Below are 13,825 nucleotides of genomic sequence, written 5' to 3' on the forward strand. Positions count from 1 at the left end.
GTCAGCGAGTCCGGCAAGCGATACCGTGTGGTTTGCGAATAGGGCACTTGGTTTGGCCAGCGGTCTACCGCTCAGAGTCTCGCGGCGCCTTTCCGGATGAGGTTGTGCCCGGCCCGCTCGCGGTCGTCCGCAGGGCGATGTTGGGGATCGTGCGAAACAGCATCAGCCGTACAAAGCGCCGGAACCACCAGTAGACCGTCTGCCACCCGGCATCAAATTGCCCCCCGGTGAATGAGGATGACCGACGCAATCACCGCGAAGAGCGTGATCGCCAGGTACATGGCCCGGTTCGGCGATGGCACGCGAACCGAGGCGACGTGGGCAACGCTCAAAAGAGCGAAGACGATGTTCACGGCCGGCAGGAAAAACGACGCGGACATGGGCTGGACGAGAACCAGGGCGGCCATCAAGGGAATGTCGTAGGACAGCGACACGCCGAAACATTTCCGAAGTTCGCGAATAGCTCAGGCGAACGGCGCCGGCAATCAATAGCGCCGTCGCAACGAAGAAGGAGACGAGAGATGCGCTATTAGCTGCACGAGGACGATCGCGGAAAGGATGGCTCCGTAGATGATGTCGCCGAACCCGTCGAGGCTCTTGCCAAATTTCGCCATGTCCGGCACGGTTTCGGGTTCTCCTGGCGACTACCCCGTCCAGGTGATCCGCGAGGACGGCCCACAAAGCAGCGCCGACCGCCAGCTCGATCTGCGCGACCGTTCGGATCGCCGCCGTCCTGGGACAGGAAAGTAGGCGAATGGATGGCAAAACGGTTCCGCCGCAGCCCGGCATCGATCACCAGAACTTGGCGCGGGCGCGGCGGAACTGCCGGAGGGCGGCCATTCCGAAATAGCTGCCGCCGATGTAAATCATGGAAGCTACATCCAGGACAGCTCAAGCGTAAGCGCTCATTTCCCCGCACGTTGACACCGCCCTTTCAACGACGGTCGCTTTCAGACGGGCGCGTCCGGCGGATCAGGCTGCAGCGGTTTTGGCGAAGTTGAAGGGCAGGAGATCGTCGATGGCTACGTTCTCGGGGCGCTGAGGTAGTTCAGTGAGGACGTGGCGCAGCCACGCTAACGGCTCGACACCACAGGCGCGGCAGGTCAACATCAGGCTGTAGATGACGGCGCTGGCCCTGGCTCCGTCGACGGTATCGCTGAAGAGCCAACTTTTCCGGCCAGTGGCAAAGAGTCTGATGTCACGCTCGAGAAGATTATTGTCGATCGGCATGCTGCCGTCCTCGGTGTAACGAGTCAGATATTCCCATTGGTTCAGGGTGTAGGAGACGGCGTCGCCGAGCTTGCTGTCCGGCAAGACCTTTGGGGCGATGTCGTCGAGCCATCCCTTGAGAGCATGGAGGATGGGGACACTATGTTGCAGGCGGAAGCGGCGAATGCAGTTATCTTGCGTTTCGCCTTCATCGGGGATTTCGTTCCGGGCCTGCCTTTCAACCCGATAGAGCTGTTCGAAGAACCGGAGCGCCTGTTCCGGCGGCCCGCCGCCTTTCTTCCTCGCCTTTAGGGCATCGACGAAGCGCCGCCTCGAATGGGCCATGCATCCAAGATGCGTTGCCCCTTCCAGCGTGCGCCAGGCGGAATAGCCGTCGCTGATCACCATGCCGCGGTAATCGCCCAAGAAGGTCTGCGGGTGTATCTGGCCGCGACCCGGCTGATAATCGAGCAGCACGATCGGCTCGTCACTGTCCTCGCCGCTCCGGTATGCCCACATGTACGAGGTGCTGGCGGCCTCTCTGTCCATTTCCTTCAGCACCTGGACCGTGGTCTCGTCCCCATGGATGAGGGGCTGCGATCTGAGCCGCAGCTTCAGGACGTCATAGATGCGGGAGAGATGCTTTTCGCTCGAACCGATCACCCAGTGCCCCAGAGCGCCACGGCTGACAGGAACGCCGGCGCGCTCGAATGCCTGCGCCAGGCGGTAGAGCGGTGTGCCGTCGACATATTTATGAACGAGCGCGAAGGCCAGCGTCGATGCCGTGGCGATGCTGCCCGGCAAGGGTTGTGCGGGCATCGGCGCGGTCACGACCGGCGTGTTGATTCCGGTGCGGTCGCAATGACGACAAGCATATTTGAACCGCACATTCTGCAGGACCTTCGCCTTCACCTCGATATGAAGTTGCTCGGTAACGGTCTCACCCATGCGATGCATCTGGTGACGGCAGCAAGGACAAGCCTTCTGGGCGTCCGGAAGGTCATACTCGACCCGCTCGCGCGGCAGGTTTTCCGGCAAGGCCTTGCGGCCACGCTTCTTTGCGGTCTTGCTTTCGACCCTTGGCAATCCAGTATCCGGAAGGTCGGCGACATCGTCATCTTCGCCATCGGCGTCATCCTCATCGGCAACCTGTTCGGCTTCATTGAAGAGGCGGTCAATGTGCTTTTCGCTCTTCGGCGCAAAACGATGCAGCCGTGCAAGCGCCAGCTCTTCCTCGAGTTTGACGACGCGCTCTGTGAGTTGATGGTTCTGCGCCTGCAGCGCAGCAATACGCGCCATCAGCTCTTCAACAGTCGGTTCGCCGGTTCGATTCATCGGATTCTTGAATCGAAAGCATGCCGCCGCGTCAACCGTACAATTCTGGAGCCGTCAGCCTGCAACCTGATATTGTCGCACCGGATGGCGGACCATCGCATCGATATCGATGCCGTCGAGAATCCAGTGCAATTGCTCGGTCGTAAGCGTGACCACCGCTGCCTCGCGCCGCGGCCACCGGAACTTGTCCTCGGTCAGCCGCTTCAGGACCAGCACAAAGCCAGATCGGTCGAAGAACAGGAGCTTCATCCGGTCACGACGGCGATTACAGAATGCAAAGACCGCCGGCGCAAACGGATCGAGCGCCATCGTCTCCTGAACAAGGACCGCAAGGCTGTTGATACCGGCCCTGAAGTCGATCGGCTCGCGGTGCAGGTAGACTTTCAGGTCAGCGCCCAGTCTGAACATGACCCAGTGCCCCGATGATCGCCGCCAATGCCTCCACATCACCGCATTCCAGCGTCAACTTCACGCCGTTCGGCAGCGACGCACTCACCTTGGCTGGGGAGGGAAAAGATGCAGTCCTTTTCGAGGCCGACCCACGCACTTCATCACAGGTCCCCGGCAAATCCATCACAGCCATGCTACTCTGTCGCGGCAGGCCCCGATCGGCAGCACTTTCAATCTGAACCGGGATAAACGCCGGCGATGAGGACGGCGGGAGGGATTGGGGTTGCGTGCGCTTCTTTATCCACTTCCGAAGAAGGTTCGCATTGACCCCATGTTCGAGCGCAAGCCTCGATACCGACACACCAGGCTCAAGGCAGGCCGCGACAAGACGGTCCTTCGATGCGGGGTCGTATCGGCGTCGCCCGTTCCGACCGACAAGCCTCACCCGCAGTTTCTGCTCATCTTCTTCCATAACTTGGTGTCCACCTATTTTGGTGGACACCTCATGCATCAACCCACTCAATGGCAAAAGGTGCGGGGAAATTCGCGCTTACGCTCAAGCGGCAGCCCATCCAGCCGCAGGAAGGCCGACGGCACCATGTAGTCCGGCAGCCGCCCGCTCAGAGCACGAGCAGTCCACCCTCCTTCCAGCAAATGAACAATTCCTGGGAGGACACATCGAATGAATAAGTTGCTGCCCTGCGAGGTCGTTTCAGAGCATCTCGACTGGTGGGTCGGCAAGACAATGGGGAACGGGAATGATCGCAGGCGTAAAGGGGCGGACACCTTGCCGGGCCGTTCGCGACCTTTGAAAACATCCAAGCGGCCGTGCGCCGACCTTGCGGTTGTTGAGGCCCGTATGGGGTATGAATGCGTCGCCAGTGCTTGAGGTGAGCGAAGGTGTTATCGATCTTGTGACGTTGGCGGTAGAGAACCGGATCGTAGTTATAGTTTGCTTCGCATGAGCCGGAATCAAGGGGTGATGCCGTGCTGGACGAGGGCATCGCGGAAGCCCCGATCGAGCTATAGGCACGATCCGCGAGCAGATGGCGGACTGGCGTCACGTATGTGCTCAGCGTCAGACGCGATTGCGCTCAAAACGTCAGCTTGAAGCCGGCCGACATGGTGAAGGCATAGAAGTCCATGCCAGCGCCATCTTTGAAGGTCGTGCTGCTTCGGGCGCCCGTCGGGATGTCGTACTCTGTCGCATCGCCTTTCGCGCGGAAGTACTCATCGAAATTGCCGGCTAGGAAGAGGCTAGCGCGGTCGGTGATTTGACAATCAGCCTTGGCGCCGAGCGAGATGAAGGGAATGGTACGGAAGTCGTCTTCGTACACCGTACTCGGCCAGTGATGGTCAATATCGCTTGGGTTGATCGAAACGCCGCCGCGGAGACCCGAGAGCGTCCAATTGCCGAATTTTGTGATCGATTCCGCACCAAGGAAAACGCCCGGACAGCGCTGTTCGTAATCGACGACCGGTCGGCCGTCCTGGAACTTACCGCGAGTGTCGCGGAAGCGTTTCTTACTATGTATGTACGAACCGCCATAGGCACTCCACTGCATGTTGGTGTATTTGAAGCCGCCATGCAGGTTGATGGTCGTGACATGGTTGATCACCAAGTCTCGGCCTGTTGCGAGGTCAAGGTTGATGTAGCGGTCAAGGTCAGTGTCGGGGTGGATCGACTGATCCGACCAATCTACTCTCGGCGCCAATGCCAACCAATCATAATCTACCATGTGGCTGTTGCCAGAGAAACCTACCACGGCGTTGGCTGAAAAGGTCCAGCCGTTTATGACGTCAGCCTTGAGGCCGGCCGTTAGAACCGGCGCGTTGGTTTCCCAAATCAATTTGCTGATACGATTGCCCCCCTCGTAGACAAGCTCGTTGGCCTTGAGCCACGTGTAGCCGACGCCGCCAAGAAACACGAAGCTCTTGTCGGGCGCTGAATAGATGGTCCGATCCGCTGCCGTGGCGACGGCCGACCATGTGCAGAAGGTGCCCAAAGCAAGAATTGCAACTGATGATGTGCAGCGATTCATGGAGCGGCCTCCTTGGCCTCCCAAGGATCGGGATAGCCCGTTGTGATTTTTCCGTTAAACGTCGGCGGCTCTCAGCGCCCGTTCGCGGGGAGTTGTTTGTCGCGTCGACCATTCCTGGGCATTGGTGCAAAGACGTTGAACTCCGATGCGATGTCGGGGACGGCTTTGGTCATTGCCCTTTGTCGGTGCGCACCGCGCTCGTTGCCCGTTCTACATGGGTAGCGGTGGGCTGCCATGAGCTGGATCAATTTTAGGGCGAACGGCCTGGTTGAATTTCGGCTCGCGACCCCGTTGTGGAGCGAATTGCAGTGGCGTCGTCAAACCGGTCGGCGAGACATCGGTAGTCCCGCGGCGCACACGCCCCGGCCCTGCCGGTCATGCTTTCCCTGACCCCAATTCCCGAAGTCTGTCGAGCATGGCGACGTCGAGCCGAGGGGCAGTCTGCCATGCACCCCTGCTCCTCGGCACGTTGCCTGCGCCGTTGCGGACCAGAGGCCGCGATAGCACCGGCGCAATTAACCAGCGGTATTGCGCCACCCAACTCTTTGTACCACTCCTTGTGACCCGGTCCGGGTTGCACCAGACGGAGTTTCCAATGCGTTTTTCGACTCGGCTCACCCCTCGTATCGTAAGCTTCTGTGTCCCTGCACGTTCGGGCACCGCCTCAGCAGCGCGCTTTGTGTCCCGCGTCCAATCGTCGACGACAGTGAGGATGTGGAACGGTCGGAGACGAAGTCGAGCGATCACCACTGCTTAAGACTCGGCGGCACCAGCATCGGCACGGCGGCGGACGGTCAGCTTCTCGCGATAGAACCGAAGAGCTCTTGTGGCATCTCGTCGCCCATTCCCACCCATTCGCGACGGAGGCGGCGAAAGCCGAGATTTGTCTACACGCGAACATGCCCGCTCTCTACGACAACAGCCAAGCAATGCGAGCAGCGCGGAGCCGTGACGAACGACCTTCCAGTCGGCTTATCTCTCCTCGGAAGTGTCGGCAATGTGGCCGCCGGCCTGCCGCCGCCACAGGCGGGCATAAAGGCCGTCGCTTTTGAGTAGCTCCGAGGGGGAGCCCTCCTCGACGATGCGCCCTTTGTCGAGCACGACAATCCTGTCCATGCTGGCAATCGTCGACAGGCGGTGGGCAATCGCGATCACCGTCTTGCCCTCCATGAGAAGCTCGAGTTTTCCTTGGACCGCCGCCTCGGCTTCACTGTCCAGGGCGGAAGTCGCCTCGTCCAGAAGGAGGATTGGCGCGTCCTTAAGCAGGACCCGAGCGATGGCGACCCGCTGACGCTGGCCGCCGGAAAGCTTCACCCCGCGGTCGCCGACGAAAGCATCGTAGCCGGTGCGGTTTTCGCTGTCCTTGAGATCTGCCACGAAACCGTCCGCATCGGCCAGCATTGCGGCGCGTTCGACCTCCTCCGGCGAGGCATCCGGCCGGCCGTAACGGATATTGTCCCCGACAGAGCGATGGAGCAACGAGACATCCTGGGCAACGACCCCGATATTCTCACGCAGGCTTGCCTGCGTTACGGAACGGATATCCTGGCCGTCGACGACGATTGCGCCATCGTTTACATCGAAGAACCGCAAAAGCAGGCTGATTAGAGTCGACTTGCCAGCCCCCGACATGCCGACGAGCCCGACCTTCTCGCCGGCGCGGACCCTGAGCGATAGATTCTCGATTACCCCTTTTCCTTGACGGTATTCGAACCTGACATCCCTGAACTCGACCGTGCCGCCGACCACGGCCAGCGGCCTGGCTCCGGGGGCGTCGATTACCGTTGGAGGCGTGGTGATGACCGGCATCGCGTCGCGTATCGTGCCCACAGCCTGGAATATCTGCTGCCCTAGCTGGAGAAAGGCCAGGGAGTTGGCGCTGAGCCGCTGAATGATTGCTATTGAAGCAACAAACTGGCCGGTGGTGACAAAACCGCCCACGAGTCCCCACAGACCCACGGCGATGTTGGTGAGCGAAAGAACAACGTTCAGCAAGAAGACGCTGGTGTCGGTTGTTAGGTGAATGCGCCGTTCAAGGTGCTGCGTCTCAATGGCATCTCCCATGATGGTGCGCATTGCGCCCGCCTCGCTGTCTTCGGCCGCAAACAGCTTGACCAGATGGATGTTGCTATAGAGGTCGGTCCGGGCGCCGATGACGAGGCTGTGCGCGCGGGCAGAGTGGCGGGACCGGAGGGAAAAATGAGGCACTGCCGCAACCGCGACAGCGACGTTCGCCACGATCCAAAACAGGACCGGAAGCGCCAGCGGCCAGGACAGCATGGCAAGCAGCGAAAGCGAACCGAGAAACTGCACGAGAAAATACGGTATGCTGTAAGACGCTACGACGATCTGCTGCTGCACCGCGGAGGCGAGTTGCGAAATGCGCGACGCCACCTGGCCGGCGAAGAGATCGTGGAAGAAAGCAAGGTCCTGACGTTCGACCGCCTTGTAGCCCTGCCATTGCATAGCCGCGGGCATGCATACGGACACTACCTGGGAATCCAACGTTTTGGCGAAGAACCTCAGCAGCGGTTGCACGGGGAACATTAGCAGCCCGAGGCACGTAAGCGTAGGCCAAGCTTCCTCAAGGAAAACCGCCGCACCGTTCGTGCTCACCCCGTCCACAATGATAGACATGCCCCAGATTACCGCGAGGTTGATTCCCTCGACCGCCATCATGAAGACGGCGATGGCCCCCAGCACGCCGCGGAACATGCGTGCGAAATGCAAAAGCAGCGCAAACGGACCTGTTGCCGGCAACGGCGCGTAGGGGATATCCAGCGGGCGGATAAGCGTCTCAAAGTAGCGATAGATGCAATGCAAAGGCGACATGACGGGTCAAACCGGCTGATCGGAAGAATGGGTGCGGCGCATCGGAGGAGTGCGACCGCGCTCGCGCCACCTGAACGGCCAAGCTGTGGACGCCAACCGGCTTGGCAGAGGAGGCGTGATCTACGAGGAAGCGCCGCGGCTGGCTTTAGCGGTCCAGCTCCCGAAGTGTGGCTGGGTTCATCGTCCTGTTCTGGCCGTCTCATTGCGGGCATCGAGCACGCTCCTGGTTGATTACCCGGTCCTCCGCGACGCCCTGTCAACGTCTCGCTTACGAAGTTCATCAAAGCAATTTGCATGCCGGATTGCGCTCCGTTTGCGATCCACCGCTTGCTCACCCGCCGGTGCCTGGCTGTGATGGCCTGCCAGTGGGGCTCCGATTCTTATTCAGTTTCGGACACAAGAAGGTCACCTATAGACACGCTCGGGAAGAGCAAATGGAACTCGCATGTAATCGTCGCACCCGAGCCGAATTCGATCCTCACCGGATCCCGACAAGGGTGATTGCTGAAGAGCGCGCGCTCATGCTTGCTGCGCCAGCCATGGGTTCGCGATAGCCACCGCAATCTCTTTACTTCGGAGATCGACCTGCTGGTTCACGGAAGAACTGATCCCGCGCGTCGCGCGATCGAGCGACCGGTTGCCGATTATCTGCGGGGAAGCGACATTCCCTCACGGACTGATGTTTGCATCGGGCATTTCGGTCGAATCGGCATTACGTCGTCTTCCTTGAAAACTACGATCGGATCAAAAGCATGACTGATCAAGCAATGTCAGAAGGTTTGAGCGTCACGCAGGTGCTCGATAGCGAACTCGAATAGGAGGGACGAGTGCCAAGCTGGTTAAGAGAAGCGGCAAAGTGACGGCCGAAACCGCGCGGCGCATTACTGGTATCAGCGCGCCGCTAGGTGGCCTCCAATGGTCAGACGCCGGCCCGCCGAAGGTGAGATCCGTGCGCCGGTTCCTCGTATTCCTCGAAGATCGCCGCGTCCTCTACAATCCGTTCGATATGGAGACCGAGGCTGAAGTGGAGCATTCGATCCACCAAATACGCGAGGAATGCACCAAATAACATCCAGGCCCCTGTCAGCCGATGCTCTCGCAGTCACGCCCATCCGCGCGATCCGAGAGCCTGGACGCCAGTTCCACGATGATCAGCGCGAGCACTACCGGCACTTCGACATGAGGAACATCTTGCTTCCTCCTGAAAGCCTGCGACAACGCAGAGCGCATCTTTTCCCGACGATCAGGGGTATACAAGCCGTTGCGTCCGGATGGCCGCCGGCCATCTCCTCACTATCACCTTAGCCGCTGGACGAAATGGCTTTTTCTGGATTTTCCTCGCAGTTGGCACGAGTCTTGATGTTCTCATTGCACGGCGGCGATCTGCCGTCCGACAGTCGACCTTGACTGGTCTGGCTGTTCTACAAGGAGAAAACGATGAATACCGATATGTCTGTGTATGGGGTGACTGAGCTAACTCGGGAAGAGGCATCCTCAACTTCTGGTGGGTGGCTTTTCTGGTTATACATTGCCGTCATTACTATAATAGCGGCAGTCAATAGCTAGCGAAGACAGCGCCAGAGCGCCTTACTGGTCACTAGCTGGGCTAGCGAACAATATCTTACTTCCCCTGACGTATCCAGCTACACTGGAGAGAGCATCCTCTCCAGACGATCAGAACGACCTTCGGTAGGCTGTTGTCGGGTTGTCGGGTTTGTCGAATTCGCGACATGGTGATGTTCGGCCTGGTGTGTAGCCGCGTTCGCAACCAAGCCTCTAACGATGCATAAGCGCTGTTTGGGGTTTCCTGGACAGTTGGCACGACCTTTGCTGATCTCCTTGTGCGGCGGCACACGCTGCCGCATTACTGCTCCCGTGATTTCAAGCTCTAGGAAAGGAGAAAAAATGAAAACTGATATGCAAGCCTACGGTGTGACCGAGTTAACGCGCGAAGAAGCATGTGCAACCTCCGGAGGGTGGTTGTTTCTGACGGCAATAGTTAGCGGAATTGTTTCGTTAGGATTAGCTGTAGCATACGCAGTGATGTATTTTAAGCACCGTTAAACGAGATCCAGAATGTTAGCGAATTCCTGGAGTTGGCCTTGGTCATCTCCAGGCAACTGTGGGTTGGTTAGTCAAGTTTGACACGTGATGTTCGATCGACGCACTCTTAGTTGGGTTGGGAATAGAACGCCTTTTTTGGCCTCTTTTTGCGTGGTCGGCATCGGTATTGTCCGCTTAGGTGCGGGGAGTGCTGCCAAGCGGCAGACTAATTTATCGACATTCACGATTGAATATTTTGAAAAAGGAACGCAGTGAATACCGACAAATCAGTATCCGGCTTGACCGCGTTAACCCGAGAAGCGGGATCATCAACTTCCGGGCTTTCGTTAACAGCCGCAGTTTCTGCTGTAGGATTGGTCGGTGTATTAGGCACCCGAGGCCTGGTGGATGATGGGCAACACCATAGATCAAAATCATTGTAGCCGGCGAGACTGTGGCCAATGTCCCGCTGATCCCTGAGCTTTCCAACTGCACGGCAGAAAGCATCCTGTCTCGAGGATCCGAGAGGTCTTTGATCATCTACAAGCTTATTGTGCTCTCCGTGGCTGCGGCCCTGGGATCACTACCTTTCATCACAGTAACAGTGTCTTTCCAAAGTGCCGGTATTATTCGACCCACCATCGAGAAGACGCCCCTAGTCGCACCCGTCTCCGGACGCATCTCCCGCATCCTTGCAGTTGAAAACGATCCGGTTGCTCAGGGGCAAGAGATCCTCGCCCTCGATGATGAGGTTATTCAGGAAAAGCTCAAGGCGCTTACAGGCGATCTTCACGCAAAGAGTGATCTTGCCCGTGATCTCGAAACGCTGATCTCCTCCGGCACGCAAGCCGACGACCCGATCCGCCTCTTGACCGCGTCCGCCACAGCCGAGCACGCACATTTCCTCAACCTGCTGCGGGAGAACAGATATGCCCGCAGTAATGCCGCCGCGGAACTCGAGCGTGCTAAGCGACTGCTCTCCGCTGCTGTAGCGCCCCCAAAGGCTGTTGAGGAAAAGGCTTTCGCCCTTCAGACGCTTGAGGTTCAGGGCGAGATCCTCGCGCGGCGCAAATCCGCCGAATGGAACCAGCAGCTTTTTGATGTCAATCTACGGCGCAAGGAGCTCACGGCCGACTTGCATCAACTGGAGAACGAACGGGATCTCACACGCATTCGAGCCCCCGTGGCAGGCGCTCTCGAGCAATTCTCGGGCCTCACTTCCAGCAGCTACGTCCAGGCCGGGCAAACCGTCGCTTGGGTTTCGCCGGATGGTGAACTGGTGGCGGAAATCTTCGTTTCCCCCAACGACATCGGGTTTGTGCGCCCCGGCCAGTCGGTGCGTCTCCAAGTGGATGCCTTCAACTACAATCAATGGGGTGTCATTGACGCGACGGTGCTCGACGTGGCGCACGACTTCACCCTGCACGACGGGACCCCGGTCTTCAAGGTCCGCTGCGCGCTCTCTCGCCGCCATCTCGCCCTCAAGCACGGGGTCATCGGTAACCTGAAGAAAGGCATGACCGTGCGGGCCCGCTTCCTCCTGGGCGACCGCACTGTCCTGGAACTCCTGTACAACGAGGTCGACGATTGGCTCAATCCGCTCCTGGCGAGCCACTGATCCAGCGAGCCGCTATGTCGAGCAAGGTCATCAAGTTCAAGCAGCGCGACATCGCGGATTGCGGGGCCGCCAGCCTTGCTTCTGTCGCGGCCTTTTATGGCTACAAGCTGCCATTGTCGCGGATCCGCCAGTATGCCTCGACCGGCCGCTCCGGCACCACTGTGCTGGGCCTCATGGAAGCGGCCCGGAAGCTGGGCTTCGTTGCCAAGGGGGTAAAGGGCGGCTTCGACAGCCTATACAAGATTCCCAAGCCCGCCATCGCGCACGTCATCGTCAAGGAGGTCCTGCACCACTTCGTCGTAATCCAGGCGATCGACGCCAGATGGGTCACCGTCATGGACCCAGCCTATGGTGAAATCCGCAAGCTGGCGCACGAGGAATTCAAAAAGCAATGGACTGGCGCCCTGGTGCTCCTGGTTCCCGCAGACACCTTCAAGCGCCGCGACGAGACCACCTCACCCCTAGGTCGTTTCGCGCGTCTGCTTGCGCCACACAAGGCGGCGATGGCGCAGGCTCTCGCGGGGGCGCTGGTCACGACGATCCTTGGCCTCTCGACGGCCATTTACGTTCAGAAGATCGTCGACCATGTGATTACAGCGGGCAACCGCAATCTGCTCAACCTGATGAGCGTCGCCATGCTCTTGATCTTGGTTGTGCAGATCCTAATCAATCTCCTCAGAAACCGGCTCGTCCTGCAAACGGGGCAGAAGATCGACGTCCACCTGATCCTCGGCTACTACAATCACATCCTAAGCCTGCCTCAGAAGTTCTTCGACAGCATGCGCATGGGCGAAATCATTTCCCGCATGAATGACGCGGTGAAGATCAGGAGCTTCCTGAACGACGTCTCGATCAACATGTTCGTTGACGTGCTAACGGTACTTTTCTCGTTAGGGCTGATGTTCATCTACTCGTGGAAGATCGCCTTGGTCGTGGCGGTCTCCATCCCCTTGTACCTCTCGGTCTATTGGATCATCAACCGGCTGAATAGGAATCGTCAGCGCGCCGTAATGGAGAACGCTGCCGAATTAGAGACACAACTGGTGGAATCACTCGGTGCTGTCTCCACAATCAAGACCTCCGGCATGGAGAGCTTCGCCAACTTCAAGGTGGAGACCCGCTTCATCAAGATGCTGCACTCCGTCTACAGCTCCGGCCTGATCTCGATCTTCGGAGACAGCACCTCGACATTCCTCGCAACTCTGTTCACCATCGTGTTGATGTGGTTCGGAACGACACTTGCCCTCGATCAAACCGTCACGCCTGGCGAATTACTCTCCTGCTATACCTTGCTGGGCTATATCACCCGGCCGATTGCCAGTCTGATCCAGACCAACCGGATCGTTCAGGATGCTTTTATCGCGGCGGATCGCCTGTTCGAGATCTTCGACCTGGAGCCGGAAAGCGGTGGCGGCATCGATGCCGACAAATCCGACATTGGCGACATCCACCTGGAGAAGGTCACCTTCCGCTATGGTAGCCAGCTCGAGCTTTTCGAGGATCTCAGCGTCACCTTCCGCCGGGGGGAAATGACAGCGGTGGTGGGAGAGAGCGGCTCGGGCAAGAGCACCCTTGCGGCGCTGCTGCAGAATGTCTACCCGCTTGAGGGTGGACACATCCGGATCGGCCGTTATGCCCTCCAGGACCTGTCGACCGTATCCCTGCGCAAGGTTGTCGCTGCGGTGCCGCAATCGATCGACGTGTTCTCGGGCTCGGTGATCGACAACATCGCCCTTGGCGAGTTCGAGCCGGACATCGAAAAGATCCTCCAAATCTGCGATCAAACAGGGCTGCGGGAGGTGATCGAGCGCTGGCCCGGTGGCTTCCAGGCCTATCTAGGCGAGAACGGCGTACGCCTCTCCGGGGGCGAGAAGCAGCGCCTTTCGTTGGCTCGGGCTCTGTACCGGGATCCGGAGATCCTGATCCTCGACGAAGCAACCTCCTCTCTCGACTCGGTCGCCGAGGCGTTTGTCCTGCGAGTGGTTGAGGATCTGCGTCGGGGCGGCAAGACCATCGTCATCATCTCTCATCGACTCAGCACCATCCGTTGCGCCGACAAAATAGTGGTCTTGGACAAGGGGCGGGTTGTTGCGGAGGGGAGGCATGCTGATCTGCTGACAGCTGAAGGAATTTACGCTCGCTTGTGGCGGGCGCAAACCGGATCCAGCTAAACAGCTTCAGGTGAGGGGCATGGCAGAATTTTGGGGCAGGGAGGCATAGAACAGCAGCGGCGAAATATGTCGCCGTCGTTTAGTTTCAACCTCGTGGGTGTGCCGCGGTCCGATCCGTCGACGAGTTAGCCGGCTTTATGCACGGGGCTGGACGTTTGGCGGCCTGAAGTGGTGATCTGGTCGCC

The 13,825-nt window shown here is 59.0% G+C and carries 10 protein-coding genes; 4 read left to right on the forward strand and 6 right to left on the reverse strand.

The window, feature by feature from the left end:
- Nucleotides 1-212 precede the first annotated feature (212 nt).
- On the reverse strand, nucleotides 213-434 hold the full coding sequence (locus tag AC0L2P_RS30410; RefSeq protein WP_473506761.1) for a hypothetical protein: 222 nt from the start codon (nucleotides 432-434) through the stop codon (nucleotides 213-215).
- Between the two features lie 136 nt (nucleotides 435-570).
- Between AC0L2P_RS30410 and AC0L2P_RS30415 the strand changes: the two genes are divergently transcribed.
- Nucleotides 571-750, forward strand: a complete 180-nt coding sequence (locus AC0L2P_RS30415) for a hypothetical protein (RefSeq protein ID WP_473506763.1) — start codon at nucleotides 571-573, stop codon at nucleotides 748-750.
- Between the two features lie 222 nt (nucleotides 751-972).
- Here AC0L2P_RS30415 and tnpC read toward each other — a convergent pair whose 3' ends face one another.
- The 5 genes from tnpC to AC0L2P_RS30440 all read right to left on the reverse strand — a co-directional run bounded on the left by tnpC (nucleotide 973) and on the right by AC0L2P_RS30440 (nucleotide 7,808).
- A complete protein-coding gene (gene tnpC / locus AC0L2P_RS30420; RefSeq protein ID WP_473506765.1) occupies nucleotides 973-2,544 on the reverse strand; it encodes an IS66 family transposase in 1,572 nt (523 codons plus the stop codon).
- Nucleotides 2,545-2,598: 54 nt separating this feature from the next.
- Nucleotides 2,599-2,952, reverse strand: a complete 354-nt coding sequence (tnpB, locus tag AC0L2P_RS30425) for an IS66 family insertion sequence element accessory protein TnpB (protein WP_014761846.1) — start codon at nucleotides 2,950-2,952, stop codon at nucleotides 2,599-2,601.
- Entirely contained in the window at nucleotides 2,933-3,406 is a 474-nt protein-coding gene (gene tnpA, locus AC0L2P_RS30430; protein WP_473506767.1) for an IS66-like element accessory protein TnpA, read from the reverse strand. The genes tnpB and tnpA overlap by 20 nt, the downstream gene beginning before the upstream one ends.
- Before the next feature lie 622 nt (nucleotides 3,407-4,028).
- Complete coding sequence (locus tag AC0L2P_RS30435) at nucleotides 4,029-4,976, reverse strand: omptin family outer membrane protease (protein WP_473506769.1); 948 nt, start codon at nucleotides 4,974-4,976, stop codon at nucleotides 4,029-4,031.
- Nucleotides 4,977-5,948: 972 nt separating this feature from the next.
- Nucleotides 5,949-7,808: an ABC transporter ATP-binding protein gene (locus AC0L2P_RS30440; protein WP_473506771.1), complete on the reverse strand. Its 1,860-nt coding sequence runs from the start codon at nucleotides 7,806-7,808 to the stop codon at nucleotides 5,949-5,951.
- Nucleotides 7,809-8,664: 856 nt separating this feature from the next.
- Here AC0L2P_RS30440 and AC0L2P_RS30445 point away from each other — a divergent pair.
- The 3 genes from AC0L2P_RS30445 to AC0L2P_RS30455 all read left to right on the forward strand — a co-directional run bounded on the left by AC0L2P_RS30445 (nucleotide 8,665) and on the right by AC0L2P_RS30455 (nucleotide 13,640).
- A complete protein-coding gene (locus AC0L2P_RS30445) occupies nucleotides 8,665-8,877 on the forward strand; it encodes a DUF6650 family protein (protein WP_473506773.1) in 213 nt (70 codons plus the stop codon).
- A 1,506-nt stretch (nucleotides 8,878-10,383) separates the two neighbouring features.
- Nucleotides 10,384-11,469 (forward strand): HlyD family secretion protein, encoded by a 1,086-nt coding sequence (locus tag AC0L2P_RS30450; protein WP_473506775.1) that lies wholly within the window; start codon nucleotides 10,384-10,386, stop codon nucleotides 11,467-11,469.
- 14 nt (nucleotides 11,470-11,483) lie between these two features.
- On the forward strand, nucleotides 11,484-13,640 hold the full coding sequence (locus AC0L2P_RS30455) for a peptidase domain-containing ABC transporter (RefSeq protein WP_473506776.1): 2,157 nt from the start codon (nucleotides 11,484-11,486) through the stop codon (nucleotides 13,638-13,640).
- Nucleotides 13,641-13,825: the final 185 nt, after the last annotated feature.

This window comes from Mesorhizobium sp. WSM4836, assembly GCF_055811815.1.